We start from the raw sequence: 19278 nt of genomic DNA, 5'->3' as shown, positions 1-19278 counted from the left end.
CGGCGACCCCGTCAGCGTCCGCCGGCGATCGGTTCTCACGGGTGAGAACCGGGTGCCAACGCTTATCAGCCGTCCAACGGGTCCCTACGTATGCGCGTCTCAAGCGGCGTCCCGGGGTTCGACGATCTCGTCGACGGCGGGTTCCCCGAGGACCGCCTCTACGTTGTCAGCGGCCCGCCCGGGAGCGGGAAAACGACGTTTTGCTCACAGTTCGCGGCCCAAGGCGCTCGGAACGGCGAGGACGTCCTCTACATCAGCATGCACGAGACGAAGGACGGGATCCGCGAGGACATGAGCGGCTACGACTTCGGGTTCGACCGCGCGCTCGACTCCGACCGCGTCACCTTCCTCGACTCCTTCTCGTCGGACGGCCGGCGCTTCTTCGGGCTCCCCGGCGACCGCCGCGACCGCTCGGGGGTCACCAACCGGCTCACCGGGTTCATCAACTCCCGCGACATCGACCGTGTCGTCTTCGACTCGACGATGCTGCTGCGGTTCCTCTTAGACGACGACGAGGACACGATGATCCAGCTGCTCTCCTCGCTGAAGCGGACGGACGCGACGACGCTTCTGATCTCCGAGATGACCGACCCGAGCGCGTACTCCGAGGAGCACTACCTCGCGCACGGCGTCGTCTTCATGCACAACTACCTCGAAGACGAGGGGATGCGCCGCGGGGTCCAGGTGCTGAAGATGCGGGGAACGGACGTCGACACCGACATCCAAGACGTGGAGTTCACCGACGGCGGGCTCCGCGTCGGCCCGGCGGCGACGGTGACGCACTGATGTACGACCGCACGTTCGGCACGGAGTGGGACGACCTCTCCCGCGAGGAGGCGGTCGAGCGCGCCTTCGCGCTGGGCGTCGCGGCCGGCGTCGACAACCCCCGCCCGGAGGAGCTCGACCGCGTGCTGGAGACGTTCTCGGGGGGCTACGACCGGAGCATCGTCGAGCTGGCGTACGACGAGGGGCGAACGAAGGCGCTGGAGGCGAAGGCGGAGCGGGACGATCCGGAGGACGAGGCTGTCTGGTCGTCGCTCGTCGACGGCGCCGGCGCACCGCGCGAGTCTCCGGTGCCGGCCGCGCTCCCCGGGGCGATACGCGAACTGACACTCACCGACGGGCCGCGGGAGGGCCCGCCCTCGTCGCTCGACCTCCCCTCCATGCTTCGAAAGTGATCCCTCGGAAGGGTTTTACCCGACACACTCTCACGTCCACAAAATGACTGTGCTTCCCGACGCTGTCCGCGGTGCCGACAGCGTCCTCATCAGCGGTCCGCCGATGAGCGGGAAGTACGACCTGTTCAACCGGCTGCTCGCAGGGTGGTCCACGGGCCCGGTCGTGATCTCGACGGGACGGACCGCGGAGAAGGTCCGCGAGGACTACGAGGAGCTGACGGGGGCGGACGGCGACGACGTGGTCGTCATCGACTGCGTCACCCACGAGCAGGGCGACAAGCGCGAGGACACGCCGGCGACGAAGTACGTCGCCAGCGCCGGCAACCTCACCGACATCGGGATCAAGTTCACCGACATCGTCGAGTCCTCCGTGGGCCGCGACCGCGCAGTCGGCGTCTACTCGCTGTCCCAGCTGTTGATGTACTGGGAGCCAGAGCGTATCTACCGGTTCACCCGGGTAATGACCTCGCAGACCTCCGGCGAGGGGTGGCCGTTCGTCGGGGTCGTCGGCTCGACCGCCCACGACGAACAGGTCGTTCACACCCTCCACGAGCCGTTCGAGGTCGTCGTCGAGACCCGCGTCGACGACGACGCGCGGGAGTTCCGCGTCCGTGGCCGGGTCGGCCAGCCGTCAGACTGGGAGCCCTTCTGAGCCGGGAACCCCACCGTGGCCCGAGATCTCCGCGGCTCGCGTCGAACCGGCCTCACCCCACCAGTTCGAACTCCGCACCGATCGGGGGCGCGTCGACGAGCCCCCAGTAGACGAACCGGTAGGTGCCGTCGCCCAGCGGCGGGCAGACCTCCAAGTCGACGCCGTCGACCGCGTCGGCGATCGCCGACTCGGTCAGCGTGATGTCCCAGGAGTACGCCGAACTCGTGTCGAGCGACGCCTCGGTCCGGGGGAGTTCGACCGCCTCGCCCAAGGTGGAGCCGCGGATGTCGAGCCACCCCTCCCCCGTCTCGCGCTGGAGCGAGTAGGTGGATTCGCCGAGCGTGGCGGCGGGAGCGTCGCCGGTGTTCCGGAGGACGAGCCGGAGCGACTGGCCGTACGTCTCGGTCGCTCCCTCCGTGGAGAGCTCAACGGTCGTCTCGTCCGTCTCGACGAGGGTCTCGGTGACCGACGCCTCGAACGGCTGACCGAGGCGGACGAACCCGTCGTCGTCGCAGGTCAGCGTCGCCGGCGTTCCCTCCGGGCCCTGCGGTCCGTCGCCCGCCGCGAAGTCGAGACAGCCCGCCGTCGCGACGGACAGGGCGAGCGCGCTCCCGGCGAGCGCGTCGCGTCGCGTGTGGTCCATACGGGTCGAACGAACGCCACCGGCATGAACCGCACGCGTCGTCGCGGGAACGACCGCGGATGTCGGTCGAGCGACACGCGACCGGCCGAGCGGTTCGGAACCGCTTTCCCCTCGGCCGGCGGATGGCCCCGCATGGAGCTGTTCGGATCGAGTGGCATCCGCGGGGTCGCGCTGCGGTACCTCACGCCCGCGCTCGTCCTCGACATCGCGAAGGCGGCCGGAACGGTGTGGGACGCCGACCGCGTCGCCGTCGCGCGCGACACGCGGACCACCGGCGAGCTGTTCGCGAACGCGGCCGCGAGCGGCCTCGCCGCGGTCGGCTGCGACGTCGACCGCCTCGGCGTCGTGCCCACGCCCGCGGTCGGGAACTACTGCGAGGCCGACGGGGTCCCCGCGGTCCTCGTCACCGCCTCGCACAACCCGCCGGAGTTCAACGGCATCAAGCTGGTGGGCGCCGACGGCGTCGAGCTCTCCGTCGACGTGTTAGAGCGCATCGAGCGGCGCGTCCTCGACGACGAGTACGACCACGCCGACTGGCGGTCGGCCGGCGCGACGACGCCGATCGATGGCGCCGTCGACGACTACGCCGACCAACTGACCGCCGCGGTCGACCGCGAGGCGGTCGCGGACGCCGACCTCACGGTCGCGGTCGACCCCGGTCACGGCGCGGCCTCGGTCGCGTCCCCCCGGATCTACCGCGAACTCGGCTGCGAGGTGTTGACGGTGAACGCGACGCCGGACGGCCACTTCCCCGGCCGCGACTCCGAGCCGGTCCCCGAGAACCTCGCGGACCTCTCGCGGCTGGTCGCGACCTCCGACGCCGACGTGGGGATCGCGCACGACGGCGACGCAGACCGTGCCGTCTTCGTCGACGAGCGGGGGCGGTTCGTCGACGGCGACACCTCCTTCGCGGCGCTGGCGGACGCCTGTCTCGAACCGGGCGACGCAGTCGTTAGCGCGGTCAACGTCTCCCAGCGGCTCGTCGACGTCTGCGCCGCCAACGACGCCGACCTCGAACTGACGCCCATCGGCGCGACGAACATCATCACCCGGACGCGCGACCTCCACGACGAGGGGGTCAACGTCCCCATCGCGGGCGAGGGGAACGGCGGGCTGTTCTTCCCGCCGTACCGGCTCTCGCGGGACGGGGCGTACATCGGCGCGCGCTTCCTCGAACTGCTCGCGGCCGCGGACGGCGCGCCCGTCAGCGAGGTCGTCGCGCCGTACACCGACTACCACTTCGTGCGGGAGAACGTCGAGTACGCGGACGACGACGAGCGCGACGAGATGCTCTCGGCCGCCCGCGCCTACGTCGAGACCGCCGACGCGGAGCCGAACACGACGGACGGCTATCGGCTCGACTACGGCGACGCGTGGGTGCTGGTCCGCCCCTCGGGCACCGAGCCGAAGATCCGGATCTACGCCGAGTCCGCCGACGCCGACCGCGCCGAGCGGCTGGCGGCGGACATGCGCGTCGCCGTCGAGAGCGGGCGGTAGCGCAGGCTATTTGATACTCGAAACTGCGGTGGCGCGTGCCTGCGAGCGGCCGCCACCGGCGGCCGCGAGACAGCACGCGCGAGGGACGCGGCGACCGGAGCGAAGCGGAGGGAGCCGCGAGGTTGGGGAGGCGTGAGGCGCGGTCGCGGGGCTTTGGCGGTGATTGCCGGCGATCCGCAGTCGATTACTCATAAACGGTCGGCCGAGACTCTGGTGGGGCTCGCCGCCGATCTACCGGGATCAGGTTGTTAACCGACAGCCGAGACCTCGACCGCGGCCGCGACACGGAGACGTGTTTATAAGTAGTGTCAGTCCAGCGCCGCCAGCGCCTCGGCCGCCTCGCGGGCCGCTTCGAGGTGGTCGCGGGCGCGCCGCGGGTCGTCCGTCTCCTCGGCGGCACGGGCGAACCGCGTCAGCGTCCGGGTCAGCGACGCGCGGGCGGCGCCGACGCCCTCGGCGTCGTCCGTCAACTGAGGCGGGGTGGGTCGCCCGGACTCGGGCGGTCGGGAGTCGGGCCGCCGCGGCTCGGGCCGCTGGGAGTCGGACTGCTGCGGCGGCGCTGACCCCTGCGGCGGCGCCGATCCCTGTGACTGCACGGCAGCCGAGCGGGAGGGCCGCGGCCCCGCGCTCTCGGTCGCACCGGACTCGGTCGTGGCGGAATCGGTCACACCGGAGTCGGCACCCACCGAGCCGTTCTCGGCGACGCCGTCCGCCGCGCCGGCGTCCACGTCCGGCGGGGCTCCCGTCGCCTCGGTGCCTCCCGCCGCGTCCGGCTCCGCCGCGGTCCCGGTCGCCTCGTTCGCCCCCGCCGCGCCGCCGGCCTCGTTCCCGCAGGTGGGACAGAACTCGCGACCGTCGTGACGGAAGATGGGGTCGCCGCACTCCTCGCAGTGGCGGTTCGTCATCGTCGCGCCCTTCAGGAGGAGCTCGGACATCCGCTGGGTGTGCTCGCGCTTCTGCTCGTCGTCCGCGAACTTCTCGCGGAGCTTCTCGCGTTCCGCCTCCTTGTCGAAGTCGTCGCTCATGGGCTGACGAACGTGGTTCGCGGGCAAAAGTCCGGTGGGCTCGGGACGAGCCGTGGCGGGAGCCGACGGGCGCCGTCGGCCCGCGGGCTCACTCCTCGGTGACCGTCCGGTCGTCGGGGTCAAGCTCGCCGCGGTGGATCTTCGCGCCGTCCTGCGCGACCTGTCGCCCCAGCACCGCGCACTTCACGCGCATCGGCGAGATGTCGACGCCGAGCATCTCGGTGACGTCGTCGGTGTCGAGCCCGTCGAGTTCGTCGACGTTCATCCCGTGGAGCCGCTCCGAGAGCATGCTCGCGGAGGCCATCGAGATGGCGCACCCGTCGCCCGTGAACCGCACCGCCTCGATCGTCTGCTCCTCGTCGTCGAGGTCCACGTCCATCCGGATCGTGTCGCCACAGGAGGGGTTCTCGCCGACGTGCGTGAAGTCCGGATCCTCGAGTTCCCCGTAGTTTCGCGGGTTCTTGTAGTGGTCGAGGATCTGCTGTCGGTACATGTCCGAGCCCAGTCCCATACTGGCGTACAGTACGCCGCTCCGGCTCAAAAGGGTTCCGTCGAGCGCGATCGTTTATAAATAGGTGAGAGTCAGACGACGAGTGAGTACGGAAAGTGCGGTGGCGCGCACCTGCGAGCGGCCGTCAGCGGCGGCCGCGAAGCCAGCACGCGCGAGGGAGGCGGCGGGCCGGCGCGGCGGCGCCCGCGCCGGTGCGTCCGCCGAGGCTGGGGAGGTGTGAGGTGCGGGGCCGAGCGGTACGGGGTGGCACTCGAAGGGGCAGTCGTGAGGCGGGCAAAGGCGGTGTACGTACCACAGCGACAGAGTGGAGCGACTGAGCGAGGAACGCAACGAGCGTGCGCCCGGCTCGCGACTGGGGCTTCGGTGGTGTCCGTCGGCGACCCCCGGAACGAGTCCGAACCGACACATCAGCCTCGGTCAGGCCGCGTGCTCGTCGACCCACGCCGTCAGGTCGTCGCCCGAAATGAACCCGTCGGCGCGCCGCGCGACCGGCTCGCCGTCGACAAAGAGGACGAACAGCGGGACGCTCCGCACGTCGAACCGCTCGACCAGCGGCGGGTCGTCGCGGGGATTCACCAGGCCGACCGCCAAGTCGGCCTCGGCGCCGCGGGCCACGTTCCCGATCACCGGCTCCATGCTGGCACAGATGCCGCAGCCGTCGGTGTAAAACTCCACGAGCGCGGCGTCCGCGTCGGCGACGAAGGCGTCGAGAGCGTCCTCGTCCGCGAGCGAAACGGGCCGGTCGGTGCCGGACGATCCGGAGGAGGGCGCCTCGGAGGCGTTCGAGGCAGTATTGGATTCCATACGCATTATTGGGCGTCGACGGTGATAACTGCTTCCGTCGACGCGGTCGACGTCGGAGAGAAGAGCGCGAGGGCGCGTCGGCGGGAATGACCGGCGTCGCTACGCCGGTTCGTCCGGCTCGGGCTCGGTCCGCCACCCGCCCTTCAGCGTGACGTACCAGACGGAGGCCCCGGCGAGGACGAAGACGGCCCCCATGTACGGGATGATCGGCAGCTCGACGCCGACGAAGTCGAGCACGGTCCGGAGCTCGTAGACGATCACGCCGAAGATCGCGAGCGTCACGAGCAGCCCGCCGCGAGAGATGTCGACGCTCATCGGACCACCTCAATGAGCGAGGCCGAGAGGTCGGCGACGGCGCCGAACAGCGGGGCGGCCGCATCTGCCAGCGCGTCGAACAGCGGCGCGAGCCACACCGGATAGGTGCCGACGCCCGGTCCGAGCAGTCCGCCGCGGTTGATGATCGCCGCGATCGGCAGCGCGTACGCGAGGACGACGAGCGTGAGCGCGATGCCGACCCACAGGCGGAGGTTATCGAGCACCTGCGGCGCGTCCTCCGCGCCGGAGACCGGACTGGGGAGCGGCTCCGCGAGCCCGGACACCTTCGGGTTCCCCATCGTCAACACGAGGTTCCCGAGGAAGAGGATCGTCGAGACGAAGAGCAGGGTCCCGCCGATCGCGATCTGGATGTTGAGCTCCTCGAAGCCGCCGAACATCGTCGGGTAGTCGAAGCCGGAGTACTCCGGCTCGGCGGTGCGTCGCGGGACGCCGAGGAGCCCCTGCGCGTGCATCGCGTTCGACATCAGCGCCATGCCGATGAACCAGAGGACGACCTGGAACAGCCCGATCTGGCTGCTGTAGATCGGCTTGTTGCTGATCTGCGGCCAGATCCAGTAGGTCCCGGCCATCATCGTCAGCGCAACCGCGGTCCCGACGGTGAGGTGGAAGTGACCCGGCACCCACAGCGTGTTGTGGATGAGGTAGTTGATGTTCATCCCGGCGTTGACCATGCCCGAGAAGCCGCCGGCCGCGAACATCAGGCCGGCAAGCATCATGCCGGTGAACTCCGGCTTGCGCCACGGGAGGTTCGTGAGCCAGCCTAACAGCCCGGTTCCGCCGCGCTGACGGGCGCCGTACTCGACGCTCGCGACGACCGTGAACGCGGTGAGCAGGCTGGGCAACAGCAGGAACATCGTGTTCGTCATCGAGATGAACTTGAACCCCTCGGCGATCCCCGGGTCGAGGTACTGGTGGTGGATCCCGACCGGCGTCGAGAGGAGGACGAACAGCACGAACACGACCCGGGCCAGCGGGTCACTGAAGAGGCGGCCGCCAGCGATCTTCGGCAAGACGGTGTACCAGAGCATGTACGCCGGCATGAGCCAGAAGTAGACGACCGGGTGGCCGAAGAACCAGAACAGCGTCCGGGTGAGCGTCGGGTTCACCTGGTCGATGAAGCCGAGCGACCACGGGAGCAGGAACAGCAGGACGGAGGCGGCGACGGCGGACGAGGCGATGTACCACATCGTCATCGTCGTCAGCACCATGAACGTCTGGAGCGGGATCCGCTCGTCGGGGTGCTCGCGCCGCCACGCGAGGAACGTCCGGAACCAGTCGGCGCCCGCGATCCACGTCCCGACGATGAACACGGTGAGCCCGGCGTAGAACAGCGGGTGCGCCTGAAGCGGCGCGTAGAACGTGTACAGCACGTCCGCGCTCATGTCGATGGAATCGACGAACCCGGCGAGGATCGAGATCCCCGTGAGCGTCATGCCGGTCGCCATCAGCCCGTACCACGTCCACGTGATCTTGATGTTCAGGAGCGGCCGGTCCAGACTGCGCGTCAGCGCCCAGGTGAACAGCCCGACGAGGAAGAATATCGTGAAGCTGATCACCATGAACACGCCGTGCGCGGTGAGGACGGTGTAGTAGTCGGTCGAGGGGATGATCCGCGCGACGTCGGTCCGGTGGAGCGTCTGGATGATCCCGAAGATCGCGCCGAGTAACAGGGCGAAGAAGGAGCTCAGGAAGGCCGCGCGGACGACCCTCGCCTCGTCCGGGAACTTGTCGACGAACGTCTGTTCGGACTCGATGGCGGTGCTCATTCCGAGTCACCTCCGCGGCTCTCGAACTCCGACTGGCTCACGACGTTGATCTTTCCTTCCATGACGTGGTGACCGGCGCCGCAGTACTCATTACAAACGAGCCCGTACTCGGTCGGCTCCTCGGTCTCGACCGTGATCTCCGAGACCTCGCCGGGGACGGCCATCGTGTTCGCACTCGTGCCGACGACCTCGAAGCCGTGTATCACGTCGCGAGAGGTGACGTGTAACGTCACGGTGCTGTTCGCCGGCACGACGATCGGAGACGGTTCGAAGCCGAACTGGTAGGCGACGATGTACGCCTCGTACTCGTTTTCGCCCACCTGCTCGACGCGGGGCTCGGAGAACCGCTCGTCCTCGTCGAGCGCCGCGGCGTCGACCGTCGACTGCGAGTCGGCGACCATCGCCACGCCGGGACCGACCGCGCCGTAGGTCACGGTGCCGATGAGCGCGAGAATCAGGACGATCGACAGCGCGAGCCAGAGCTTCTCGTAGGCGTGAATGTGCACGTGTGATCACCCCACCACGACGAGGTCCCGGCCGAGGAACTCTACGAAGTAGATGTACACCCACGCGAGTACCAAAATTGCGAAGTAAATTCCGATGAGCGTGAGCGTGCCGATCGGGTCGAAATCCTCTCCCTCGCCGCCGACATCGTCAGTCGGAGCGTTTGCTGCCTCACTTTGGCCCATAGGCGGCTTTGACAGTAGAGAGTCATATAAGATCTACCCGTTCTCGCACCCTGAAAACACGGGTGTTATATATTTCCGGCGAGCGCATGGCTACGGCATGGACTTCTCGATTCAACAGGCCGTACTCCTCGTCCTCGGCGGACTCGTCCCCGCGATGGTGTTCATCGCCGACCGGGCGGAGTTCGTCGTGGCGGTGACGCTGGTGAACGTCCTGCTCATCTGGGGGAGCCTCCGGGTCGCGACCGGCGGGACCCTCCCGGGGTTCGCCGGCGACTCGGCCGACTCCGAACACGCGTAATCGATCACGAACCGCGGGACCCGCCGCCCCCGGTCCGCGGACCGCCCCACCGACCGCGAACGGACCACCAATGACAGGCTGTACGCTCTGTGACCTCCCGACTGGGGATGACCCGCACACCGCGCCCGACGTCGACGGCGAGTTCTGCTGCCGGGGCTGTCTAACCGTCGCGCGGTCGCTGGACGACGTCGAGGACCTCGACGACCTCGACGAGCAGCGGCCGGACGCGACGCCGGGCGACGAGTTCGACGGCGAGACGACGTTCCTCCACGTCGACGGGATGCACTGCGCCACCTGCGAGTCGTTCCTCGAGATGACGGCCGGCGAGCAGGAGGGGGTCGCGGCCGCCGAGGCGAGCTACGCCACGGACACGATCCGGGTCGACTACGACCCCGACGCCGTGAGCGCCGAGGAGCTTCCCGGGCGGCTCTCGGTCGCGGGCTACTCGGCGAGCGACCGCGCGGACCCGGACGCGGAGGACGACGACGCGGTCGTGCGATTCCTGATCGGCGGCGGGTTCTTCGGCATGATGGCGATGCTGTGGTACGTCCTCTTCCTGTATCCGACCTACTTCGGGTACGAGCCGATACTCGACTTAGGCGGCGTCTCCGGGACGTACCTGTTCGCGCAGATCTGGGTGTTCGCCTCCATCGTCCTGTTTTACACCGGCTACCCGATCCTGCGGGGCGCGTACGTGAGCCTCCGGGCCCGGCAGCCGAACATGGACCTGTTGGTGTCGCTCGCGGCCGCGAGTTCGTACGTCTACAGCACGCTCGCGCTGTTCGTCGGCCGGACCGACCTCTACTTCGACGTGACCATCGCCGTCATCCTGGTCGTCACCGCCGGCAACCACTACGAGTCGATCATCAAGCGGCGGGCGACCGGCATGCTCGCCGACCTGACGACGACCGAGGACCGGACGGTGCGGACCGAGGCGGACGAGACCGTCGCCGCCGACGCGGTCGACCCCGGCGACCGGCTGCTCGTGCGCCCCGGCGAGCGCGTGCCCTTCGACGGGACCGTCGCCGAGGGAACGGCCGCTGTCGACGAGGCGCTCGTCACCGGCGAGTCCCTCCCCGCCACGAAGCGCGAGGGCGACGCGGTCCGGGGCGGGACCGTCGTCACCGACTCGCCGGTCGTCGTCAAGGTCGGCGAGGACGCGGCGAACACCCTCGACACCCTCGTGCGGCTGCTGTGGGAGATCCAGAGCTCGCGGTCCGGCGTCCAGCGGCTCGTCGACCGCTTGGCGACGGTGTTCGTCCCCCTCGTCGTCGCGGTCGCGACCGTCGGCGCCGCCGCGACGCTGGCGCTCGGGTCGGCGCCGATCGAGGCCGCGCTCGTCGGGCTGACGGTGCTCATCGTCTCGTGTCCGTGTGCGCTCGGCCTGGCGACGCCGCTCGCGGTCGCCGCCGGGATCCGCGACGCCGCGAACCGCGGCATCGTCGTCGTCTCCGACGCCGTCTTCGAGTCGGCGAGCGACGTCGACACCGTCGTCCTCGACAAGACCGGGACGCTCACCGACGGCGAGATGCGGCTGCTCGACGCGACGGCCGCGGCGGGGACGCCGGTCGACCGCGTGCGAGACCGCGCCGCCGCCGTCGAGCGCGCCTCGGTCCACCCGGTCGCCGAGGCGATCGTCTCCGGAGTGCTGGGGGACTCGGAGGGGCGAACGGTTGAGCGGCCGGCGACCGACGGGGGCGCGGCGACCGCGGCGGACTCGACCGTCGACGGCGTCGGCGAGACCGACGACGCGCCCGCCCCGAGCGGCCCGTCAGCGACGGACGTGGACGTCTTCGACCGCGGGGTCGCGGGGCGCGTCGACGGCGACGAGGTCGTCGTCGGCCACCCCGGCCTGTTCGACGAGCGCGGCTGGCCGATACCGGACACGCTCCGCGAGGCGGGAGCGACCGCCCGCGACCGCGGGAACGTGCCCGTCTACGTCGGCTGGGATGGTCGCGGCCGCGGCGTCCTGACGGTCGGCGACGAGGTGCGCGACGGGTGGGAGTCGGTGGTCGCCGACCTCGACGCGGACGGCCGTCGGGTGGTGGTGCTCACCGGCGACGCGCCCGCGGCCGCGAGGCGGTTCGCGGAGCACCCCGCGATCGACGAGGTGTTCGCCGAGGTGCCGCCGGAGGCGAAGGCCGAGACGGTCCGGCGGCTCGGCACCGACGGCTCGGTCGCGATGGTCGGCGACGGGAGCAACGACGCGCCGGCGCTCGCCGCGGCCGACCTCGGGGTCTCGATCGCCTCCGGCACCGACCTCGCCGCGGACGCGGCCGACGCCGTCCTCCTGGAGGACCGGCTCTCGGCGGTCCCCGAACTGTTCGCCGTCACGCGCGGGACGAACCGACGGCTGAAACAGAACCTCGGCTGGGCGTTCGTCTACAACGCGGTCGCGATCCCGTTGGCGTTATCCGGCGTCCTCAACCCGCTGCTGGCCGCGCTCGCGATGGCGTCGAGCAGCATCCTCGTCGTGACCAACTCCGCGCGTGCGGTGTTCGACCCCGACTGAGTCCGGCGTGGCCGGGGTCAGCTCTCCCCGTCTCCCGAGCCCGCGCTCCGATCGGCGCTCGCGGGGAGGAGGCGGCGCGCCAACGCCCCCAGGCGCTTGTACGCGAGGTTCACGTACAGTCCCGAGAGGAAGACGACGCCGGCGACGAGGGGCGCGTCGCCGGTCGTCCCGCCGAGAAGGATGTCGGAGAGCAGGTACACCCCGACGCCGAGCGGCAGGGCGGCCGGCAGCCGGAGGTTGTACCGGACGAGCGTGCCGACGGAGGCGTCGAACCGCTCGACGAGGGCGGTGAACACGAACCCCAGGGCGCCGAGCAGGCTGAACAGGGGGACGAACGGCGGAACGACTCCGGAACCGAGGCCGGCGAACCCGGGGAACGGGCCGTCGGTCACCAGCAGCGCCCCGGCGGCGAGGCCGACGGTGAGGAGCACGTCGGCGGCGATGACGCCGACGCCGAACCGCGACCGGTACCACGTCCGCGCGAGCCGCGACCGGTTCTCGGCGGCGGCGTCGACCGCCGGATCGCCGGGGGCGACCGCCTCGGTCCGGGTCCGCTCCGATGAGTCCGACATCGTCACCGAGATTTGTCGGCGAGTCGTAATTAGCTTGCGGCGTGAGAACAGTGATCAATGTAACCCGTCGAAGAGTCCTCCTCGGGCGTCTCCAGTCTGAGAACAGCCGAGTGACTACGCCGTCGCGCCGACGTGCGGCTTGACCGCGCGGACGATGGCGTCGACGTCGTACTCGTCTTCGGTCTTGTCGAAGACGACCTCGCCGTCGGCGCGGACGACGAACACGCCGTCGTCGCCGGTCACCAGAGCGACCTCGTCGACGCTCTCGCCGAACTGCTTGAGGATCGCCTCGGAGACGTCTCGGGCGCGGTTCAACATGCCACAGGGGACGCAGTACTCGACTTCAACGCGTGTCATGGCACAGCGTAGGACACGAACAAGATTAAAGGGACAGGTCCCGGTCGGTCGCGGCGCGCTCGCGACGATATCGACCGTGTCAGACCACCAGCGCGTCGAAGACGACGGCGAACAGCAACAGGCCGAGGTAGGCGTTCGAGGCGTGGAACGCGCGGAAGGCGGCCCCCTCGGTCTGCTCGTAGTGGAGCCGGACGACCATCCAGAGGAAGACCCCGCCGACGCCGACGCCGACGACCGCGTACAGCGCGCCGAGCGGGTCGGCGGCCGCGGCGAGGGCGACCGCGGCGACCAGCGTCGCGCCGAGGTACCAGAGGATGTGCCGACGCGTCGCGGTCTCCCCGCGGACGACGGGCATCATCGGGAAGCCGCCGCGCTCGTAGTCGTCCTTGTACGCCAGCGCGAGGTTGTAGAAGTGTGCGGGCGTCCACAGGAAGATGACCGCGGCGAGCAGCACCCCGCCGCCGCCGACCTCGCCCGTGACCGCGGCCCACCCGATGAGCGCCGGCAGCGCGCCGGCCGCGCCGCCGATGACGGTGTTCTGGACCGTGTTCGGTTTGAGGACGAGCGTGTAGACGACGCTGTAGAACAGTATCGCGACGAGCCCGAGCGCGGCCGTCAAGGAGTTCACCGTCCAGAACAGGCCGAGCGAGACGAGCGTCAGCAGACCGCCGAACGCGAGGGCGTGCGGAACGGGCACGAGGTCCGTCGCGAGCGGGCGGTCGCTGGTGCGTTGCATCCGCTTGTCCACGTCGCGTTCGAGGACGTGGTTGAACGTCCCGGAGGCGCCGATCGAGAGCGCACCGCCGGCGAGCGTCGCCGCCACGACGGGCGGCGTGAAACCGGAGCCGCCCGCCAGCGCCATCGCGGCCGCGGCGACGAGGCAGAGCAGCCACATCAGCCGCGGCTTCATCAGCCGGAAGTACGCGGTCGCGGTCGCCTTCAGCCGCGGGAGCGCCGCCGACGGGATGTCCGGTTCCGGGGCCTCCTCGACCGGCGGCAGGTCGTCGGTCCCGGGTTCGAACTCGTCGGGCGCGTCGTCCGGGTCGCCCGTCTCGGCCTCCAGCCACCAGGCGAGCGCGGCGAGGACGGCCCCGAAGATTCCGATACCGATCAGGAGGTGCGTGGAGCCGAGCGCGGCCGGGAGGTCGCCGAGCGCGACGAGCGCGCCAACGCCGGCCTGCGCGGGATAGACGACGAGCGCGACGGCGAGCGCGACCCTGACCCGGCGGTCGGCGCCGTCCCGCCACGCGAGCGCGGCGGAGAGCGCGACGAGGAGACCGACGACGGCGGCGAGGGCGCGGTGGCCGAGGGCGATCCACCCCTCGGTCGCCGTCGGGAGGGCGGCGCCGTTCCCGCAGGCCGGCCAGGCGCCGCAGGCGGTCGCCGCCTCGGTGAGCGAGGTGGTGGCGCCGACGACGACGAGCAGGTACACGCCCATCGCGGCCGCGGCCAACACCGCGGGGAATCTGTCTGGGAGCGTCACGTGGCGTGAATTACGAATCGGACCCATATATGTTCCGCGCTTCGACAAAACGGCGGCGAGCGGCGGGCGAAAACGCGGACCCGAGCGGACGGCGTCCGTCAGCGCTCAGTCCCGGTCCGCGTCCGCCTCGCCGCCGCGCTCTCGGAGGATCCGGTCGACGATGTCGCCGCTGGAGAGCAGTTCGTCCTCGTACTTCGGCTCGCGGCCGGACGCGCGCTCGACCCGGCAGTCGATACCCCGGTCCGCGAGCGCGTCGGCGATGTCGGCCTCGTCGTGGTGCTGGTCGAACCCCAACACGATCACGTCGGGGTCGAGCCGCTCGATGGGGACGAACACGTCCCCCGGATCGCCGAGGTGCGCCTCGTCGACCGCGTCGAGCGCCGCGACCATGTCGCGCCGCTGGCGGGCGCACAGCACCGGTGCGGGCTTGTGCGTGACGTTGGTCCGGCGGGCGACGATGGCGTGGAGCTCGTCGCCGCGGGCCGCGGCGTCCTCCAGGTAGTGGACGTGGCCGGGGTGGAGCAGGTCGAACGTCCCCTGCGCGACGACCCGCGTCATCGGAACCACGAGAGGAAGCCGCCGCGGTCGCGCTCGTCGAGCTCCCGGTCGATGTCCTCCTGGGTGAAATCGAAGAAGTGCTCGTCGGGCACCTCCACGTCGAGGACGTCGAGGGTGGTCTGTCGCCCCTCGTTGTCGAACGCCTTCCAGTCGCCCCAGCCGTAGGGGGCGCCGACGATGATGTGTACTTTCCCCTGCCCGAAGGTCGCGAGGTCGGCGTCGCTCGGCCGCAGCGCGCCGTTGGGGTGGGAGTGGACCGACCCGACCGCGCGCATGTCGTTCGGCTTCATGTGTGTCCGGACGCTGGCGCTCGTCGGGCTCGACTCCGTGCCCGGGATGACGAGCACGTCGGTGATCACCTGTCCGTCCCGGTCGAGATCGAGCTTCCGGGCGTCGTCCGCGCGGAGGAACCCCATGTACTCGTTGGGGTGCGTCTCCTCGCTCGCCTCGAGGACGAAATCCAGGGTCTCTCGGGCGATGCCGAGGAGCTCGTCCGAGCGGAACAGTCGCATAAGCGGGATAAGTCGCCGTCGCCTCATAGGGGTTCCGGACCGCGGAACGCGACGCGGACTCCCGGCCCGAGCCCCGAGAGAACAGGCTTAACACCGGCCGTTCCCGAAGGCTGCTCATGAGCGAAAACTTCGCCGGGGATTCCGGCACGCGGGGCGATTCGAGCCCCGAACCCGACGCCGACGCGGCGGAGGGGGCGGCCGACGACCGGCCGACCGTCTACGATCTGGCGCCGGACTGTACCCTCGAAGACGCCGCAGTCGACGAGCTGTACCACGCCGAAGTCAACGGCGTCGTCGACTACGGCGTGTTCGTCGACCTCTCCGACGCCGTAAGCGGGCTGGTCCACGAGTCGAACCTCGACGGCGACTACGCGGTCGGCGACCGGCTGATCGTCCGGCTCACCGAGGTCAAGGAGAACGGCGACGTGGCGTTCGACGACGTCGACCCCGACGACTACCGCACCGAGACGGTCGCCCACGAGCCGACGGTCTCTCGGGTCCGGGGCCTCACGCCGGGCGACGAGGTGACCGTCGAGGGCGAGGTCGTTCAGGCGAAACAGACGGGGGGTCCCACCGTCTTCGCCGTCGCGGACGCCTCCGGCGTCCTCTCCTGTGCCGCCTTCGAGTCCGCCGGGGTCCGGGCGTACCCCGAGGTCGAGGTCGGCGACATGGTCCACGTCTCGGGGGCGATCGAGAGCCGCGAGAACGCGCTCCAGTTGGAGGTCGACTCGCTGACGCGGCTCCCCGACGAGCGCGCCGCCGAAGCCCGCGATCGCTTCGAGGCGGCCCTCGACGAGCGCGCCGAGCCGGCCGACGTCGAGCCGCTCGTCGACTGGGAGGCGTTCGAGCCGATCCACGAGGACCTCCGCGAACTCGCGCGGTTGCTCCGCCGGACGGTCCTCGCCGGCCGCCCGATCCGTGTCCGACACCACGCCGACGGCGACGGGATGTGCGCCGCGATCCCGGTACAGCTCGCCGTTGAGAACCTCATCGAGGAGGTCCACGGCGACCCCGACGCCGCCCGACACCTGTTCAAGCGGCTCCCGAGCAAGGCGCCCTACTACGAGATGGAGGACGTCACCCGCGACCTCAATTTCGCCTTGGAGGGCCGCGCGCGCCACGGGCAGAAGCTCTCCTTCCTCCTCATGCTCGACAACGGGTCGACAGAGGAGGACGTGCCGGCCTACGAGAACCTCGCGCACTACGACATCCCCATCGCGGCCGTCGATCACCACCACCCCGACCCCGAGGCGGTCGGGCCGCTGCTCGACGCCCACGTGAACCCCTACCTCCACGGCGAGGACTACCGGGTCACCACCGGGATGATGTGCGTCGAGCTCGCCCGGCTCGTCGACCCGTCGCTCACCGAGGAGCTCGAACACGTGCCGGCGGTTGCCGGCCTCTCCGACCGCTCGAAGGCGGAGGCGATGGACGACTACGTCGCGCTCGCCGAGGGCGCGGGGTACGACGAGTCCGACCTCCTCGACATCGGCGAGGCGCTCGACTACGCCGCCCACTGGCTCCGCTACTCCGAGGGGAAGACCCTGGTCAACGACGCGCTCAACGTCGGTTGCGACGACGAGGCGCGCCACGAGGAGCTCGTCGAGTTCCTCTCGGAGCGCGCCGAGCGCGACGTGGAGCGCCAGCTCGACGCCGTCGAGGACCACGTCGACCACGAGCGGCTCGCCTCCGGCGCGCACCTCTACCGGATCGACTTAGACGAGTACGCGCACCGATTCACCTACCCCGCGCCGGGCAAGACGACCGGCGAGCTCCACGACACGAGAGTGAAAGAGACCGGCGACCCCGTCATCACCATCGGCTACGGCCCCGACTTCTGCGTCCTCCGGTCCGACGGCGTCCGGCTCGACATCCCGAACATGGTGACCGAGCTGAACGAGGAACTCCCCGAGGCCGGCGTCTCCGGGGGCGGCCACCTCGTCGTCGGCTCGATCAAGTTCGTGAAGCGCCGCCGCAGCGAAGTGATCGAGACGCTGGTCGAGAAGATGGCGGGGGCGGAGATCGACGAGGCGCTCTCGTCGACGATCGCGCTCGACGACTGAGCCGGGCGCCGCGGCCGTTCGCACCGACCTCGTTTCTCAGCCGAACGCGAGCTCCCGTCGAGCGACGGCGCCGGCTCCCGCGAGCGCGACGCCGAACCCGGCGACGAAGGCGATCGGAAGCTGGATTCCGCCGCCCCGCCAGTCGGCCGCGTACGCGCGAGCGTAGAAGTCGGCGACCGACTCGTTCTCGACCGCGAGCACCACCTCGCGGTTGTTCGTCTCCGCGCTCGGATTCCAGTTGAGGCTGCCGACGAGCGCCGTGTCGTCGACGACCAGCCCCTTCGCGTGGACCTTCTCGAACCGGCCGCGCGGCTCGGCGAGGTCGACGGCGATCGGCTCGTCCCTGAGCGACTCGGAGAGGTTCCGGTTCGCCTCCCGGTCGTACCACGCGTCCGAGAGCAGCAGGTGGACGTCGACCCCGCGGTCGGCCGCGCGTCGGAGCGCGCGGACGATCCGATCGTCGGGACCGCCGACCCGCGGCACGACCGCGAGCACCCGCTCGTCCGCGGCGTCGATCCGCGCGACGATCCGGTCGGCGGCGTTCCCCGGCGCGGTCAGGACGGTCACGTTCGCCGTCGCGGGCTTCGCGGGCGCGTCGAACCGCGTCGGGTACGAGCCGTTCACGCGCCCGCCGCCGTGGAACTCGGTGTCGGCGCGGAAGGCGCGCCACGAGCGCGCGTCCCGCGCCCGGAAGTCCGCGGCGAACAGCGCGGCGAGGTCCTCCGCGACGAGCGCGTCGCGCTCGGTCCCGGGACCGCCCGCGTCCACGGTGTTGTCGCTTCCGACGACGACGCCCCAGCCGCGGTTGCTCCGCCCGCCCGTGCCGGACCGCTTCCAGTTCTCCGTGAGGACGACCGCGCGGTCGTCGGCGACCGCGTACTTCGGGTGGTGGAACCGGAACCGCTCGACCTCGCCGTCGAGGATCCGGACCTCGACGCCGGCGGCCGTCAACCGGTCGATCAGCTCCGCGCTCCGCGCCGGGAAACCGCCGACCGGCGACCCCTCCAGCAGCACGCGGACGCGGACGCCGCGGTCCGCGGCGGCGACGAGCGCGTCGGCGACCCGCTCCGAGGTCAGCGTGTAGCCGGCGACGAACAGGCGGTCCTCGGCGTCGCGGAGCGGCTCGACCGGCAGGCCGGGGCTGTCGGGGAGAACGAACGGCGTCACGGCGGCGTTCGCGGTCCGACGCGGCGACCGGCGTTCGTACCCGCGGGGTCGCCACTCCCCCCAGTCGGCGCGCCACCGGTGTCCCTCGGGCGCGCGGTCGTAGTCGACCGCGGCGACCGTCGTCCCGTTCCGGCGGAGCGCGATCCGGTCGCCCGACGCGGCGAGCGGGAAGTGGTCGTCGAGCGCGCGGAGCGTCGGGTCCCCGGTGCCGCCGTTGCCGGCGACCGCGGTCTCGTCGGCGAGCAGGGGCGTCGCGTTCGCGGGGTCCATCGAGAGGGCGACGACGCCGCTGGCGTTCGCCGGGACCTCCGCCTCGTGGTGTCCGTCGGCGAGCGACCAGTTCCCGCGCTCGGGGAGCCGGACGACGAGGTACTCGCCGCGGTTCTCCGCGGTCGTCGGGTTCGGGAACAGCTCGACGATCCGCGGCGTCGTGGACACGAGCGTCAGGTTCTCGGGGCTCTCGTTCGCCGGGGCGGTGGCAGCGCCGCCGGGGTCGAGTCTGCCGACTCCCGGGCCGGTTCCGGCATCGCCAGCGACGGCGACCGGGACGACGGCCGCGGAGACGAGCAGTCCGAGCGCGACGACGGCGGCGACGCTCGCGGTCGAGTAGATCGGGACACGGAACGGAGCGGGTGACACGAGGGGAGTGCCCTCG

General features: G+C 70.7%; 22 protein-coding genes. 8 read left to right on the top strand and 14 right to left on the bottom strand.

Going from position 1 to position 19278, the window contains the following annotated elements:
* Positions 1-90 precede the first annotated feature (90 nt).
* The 3 genes from EXE41_RS01590 to EXE41_RS01580 are packed head-to-tail and all read left to right on the top strand — an operon-like array spanning position 91 to position 1830.
* On the top strand, positions 91-786 hold the full coding sequence (locus EXE41_RS01590; RefSeq protein ID WP_049930394.1) for an ATPase domain-containing protein: 696 nt from the start codon (positions 91-93) through the stop codon (positions 784-786).
* Positions 786-1178, top strand: coding sequence for a hypothetical protein (locus EXE41_RS01585; protein WP_086215824.1), 393 nt, complete (start codon positions 786-788; stop codon positions 1176-1178). The genes EXE41_RS01590 and EXE41_RS01585 overlap by 1 nt, the downstream gene beginning before the upstream one ends.
* A 43-nt stretch (positions 1179-1221) precedes the next feature.
* The gene (locus tag EXE41_RS01580) at positions 1222-1830 is read left to right on the top strand and encodes a hypothetical protein (RefSeq protein ID WP_086215825.1); all 609 of its coding nucleotides are present in this window, start codon (positions 1222-1224) and stop codon (positions 1828-1830) included.
* 52 nt (positions 1831-1882) lie between these two features.
* Here the strand turns inward: EXE41_RS01580 and EXE41_RS01575 are convergent, their stop codons facing one another.
* Complete coding sequence (locus tag EXE41_RS01575) at positions 1883-2473, bottom strand: hypothetical protein (RefSeq protein ID WP_086215826.1); 591 nt, start codon at positions 2471-2473, stop codon at positions 1883-1885.
* Between the two features lie 132 nt (positions 2474-2605).
* Between EXE41_RS01575 and glmM the strand changes: the two genes are divergently transcribed.
* Positions 2606-3970, top strand: a complete 1365-nt coding sequence (gene glmM / locus EXE41_RS01570; protein WP_049930388.1) for a phosphoglucosamine mutase — start codon at positions 2606-2608, stop codon at positions 3968-3970.
* A 308-nt stretch (positions 3971-4278) separates the two neighbouring features.
* On the opposite strand, the gene EXE41_RS01565 is transcribed toward glmM, so the two are convergent.
* Entirely contained in the window at positions 4279-4995 is a 717-nt protein-coding gene (locus tag EXE41_RS01565; protein ID WP_086215827.1) for an Sjogren's syndrome/scleroderma autoantigen 1 family protein, read from the bottom strand.
* An 88-nt stretch (positions 4996-5083) separates the two neighbouring features.
* On the bottom strand, positions 5084-5506 hold the full coding sequence (gene sufU, locus EXE41_RS01560; RefSeq protein ID WP_049930385.1) for a Fe-S cluster assembly sulfur transfer protein SufU: 423 nt from the start codon (positions 5504-5506) through the stop codon (positions 5084-5086).
* A gap of 82 nt (positions 5507-5588) precedes the next feature.
* On the opposite strand from sufU, the gene EXE41_RS18990 reads away from it, so the two are divergent.
* Positions 5589-5726: a hypothetical protein gene (locus EXE41_RS18990; RefSeq protein WP_158093601.1), complete on the top strand. Its 138-nt coding sequence runs from the start codon at positions 5589-5591 to the stop codon at positions 5724-5726.
* 197 nt (positions 5727-5923) lie between these two features.
* Here EXE41_RS18990 and EXE41_RS01555 read toward each other — a convergent pair whose 3' ends face one another.
* The 5 genes from EXE41_RS01555 to EXE41_RS19175 all read right to left on the bottom strand — a co-directional run bounded on the left by EXE41_RS01555 (position 5924) and on the right by EXE41_RS19175 (position 9101).
* Complete coding sequence (locus tag EXE41_RS01555) at positions 5924-6310, bottom strand: co-chaperone YbbN (protein ID WP_049930383.1); 387 nt, start codon at positions 6308-6310, stop codon at positions 5924-5926.
* Between the two features lie 99 nt (positions 6311-6409).
* Positions 6410-6625 (bottom strand): hypothetical protein, encoded by a 216-nt coding sequence (locus EXE41_RS01550; protein ID WP_049930382.1) that lies wholly within the window; start codon positions 6623-6625, stop codon positions 6410-6412.
* Positions 6622-8412: a b(o/a)3-type cytochrome-c oxidase subunit 1 gene (locus EXE41_RS01545; protein ID WP_086215828.1), complete on the bottom strand. Its 1791-nt coding sequence runs from the start codon at positions 8410-8412 to the stop codon at positions 6622-6624. The genes EXE41_RS01550 and EXE41_RS01545 overlap by 4 nt, the downstream gene beginning before the upstream one ends.
* Positions 8409-8918, bottom strand: a complete 510-nt coding sequence (locus EXE41_RS01540) for a cytochrome c oxidase subunit II (protein WP_007345352.1) — start codon at positions 8916-8918, stop codon at positions 8409-8411. The genes EXE41_RS01545 and EXE41_RS01540 overlap by 4 nt, the downstream gene beginning before the upstream one ends.
* 6 nt (positions 8919-8924) lie before the next feature.
* Positions 8925-9101, bottom strand: coding sequence for a hypothetical protein (locus EXE41_RS19175; RefSeq protein WP_007345353.1), 177 nt, complete (start codon positions 9099-9101; stop codon positions 8925-8927).
* 97 nt (positions 9102-9198) lie between these two features.
* On the opposite strand from EXE41_RS19175, the gene EXE41_RS01535 reads away from it, so the two are divergent.
* Together EXE41_RS01535 and EXE41_RS01530 are read left to right on the top strand one after the other, a co-directional pair.
* Positions 9199-9399 (top strand): hypothetical protein, encoded by a 201-nt coding sequence (locus EXE41_RS01535; RefSeq protein WP_137690134.1) that lies wholly within the window; start codon positions 9199-9201, stop codon positions 9397-9399.
* A gap of 70 nt (positions 9400-9469) precedes the next feature.
* The gene (locus tag EXE41_RS01530) at positions 9470-11911 is read left to right on the top strand and encodes a cation-translocating P-type ATPase (RefSeq protein ID WP_137690133.1); all 2442 of its coding nucleotides are present in this window, start codon (positions 9470-9472) and stop codon (positions 11909-11911) included.
* 17 nt (positions 11912-11928) lie between these two features.
* Here the strand turns inward: EXE41_RS01530 and EXE41_RS01525 are convergent, their stop codons facing one another.
* The 5 genes from EXE41_RS01525 to EXE41_RS01505 all read right to left on the bottom strand — a co-directional run bounded on the left by EXE41_RS01525 (position 11929) and on the right by EXE41_RS01505 (position 15393).
* On the bottom strand, positions 11929-12483 hold the full coding sequence (locus EXE41_RS01525) for a hypothetical protein (RefSeq protein ID WP_049930375.1): 555 nt from the start codon (positions 12481-12483) through the stop codon (positions 11929-11931).
* 114 nt (positions 12484-12597) lie between these two features.
* Positions 12598-12840 carry a SelT/SelW/SelH family protein gene (locus EXE41_RS01520; RefSeq protein ID WP_049930374.1) on the bottom strand — a complete coding sequence of 81 codons (243 nt, stop codon included), beginning with the start codon at positions 12838-12840 and terminating at the stop codon, positions 12598-12600.
* A gap of 79 nt (positions 12841-12919) precedes the next feature.
* Positions 12920-14323: a heme o synthase gene (locus EXE41_RS01515; RefSeq protein WP_137690132.1), complete on the bottom strand. Its 1404-nt coding sequence runs from the start codon at positions 14321-14323 to the stop codon at positions 12920-12922.
* A 105-nt stretch (positions 14324-14428) separates the two neighbouring features.
* Positions 14429-14881, bottom strand: a complete 453-nt coding sequence (locus tag EXE41_RS01510; RefSeq protein WP_049930683.1) for an adenylyltransferase/cytidyltransferase family protein — start codon at positions 14879-14881, stop codon at positions 14429-14431.
* Positions 14878-15393, bottom strand: coding sequence for a Mov34/MPN/PAD-1 family protein (locus EXE41_RS01505; RefSeq protein ID WP_049930371.1), 516 nt, complete (start codon positions 15391-15393; stop codon positions 14878-14880). The genes EXE41_RS01510 and EXE41_RS01505 overlap by 4 nt, the downstream gene beginning before the upstream one ends.
* A 116-nt stretch (positions 15394-15509) precedes the next feature.
* Between EXE41_RS01505 and EXE41_RS01500 the strand changes: the two genes are divergently transcribed.
* On the top strand, positions 15510-17456 hold the full coding sequence (locus tag EXE41_RS01500; protein ID WP_137690131.1) for a DHH family phosphoesterase: 1947 nt from the start codon (positions 15510-15512) through the stop codon (positions 17454-17456).
* Positions 17457-17492: 36 nt separating this feature from the next.
* On the opposite strand, the gene EXE41_RS01495 is transcribed toward EXE41_RS01500, so the two are convergent.
* A complete protein-coding gene (locus EXE41_RS01495; protein ID WP_137690130.1) occupies positions 17493-19262 on the bottom strand; it encodes a phospholipase D-like domain-containing protein in 1770 nt (589 codons plus the stop codon).
* Positions 19263-19278: the final 16 nt, after the last annotated feature.

This window comes from Halorubrum sp. SD690R (assembly GCF_005435035.1).
Lineage (GTDB): Archaea > Halobacteriota > Halobacteria > Halobacteriales > Haloferacaceae > Halorubrum > Halorubrum ezzemoulense.
Note: the sequence above shows the minus strand (reverse complement) of the source record. Positions and strands in the feature narration are given on the sequence as shown.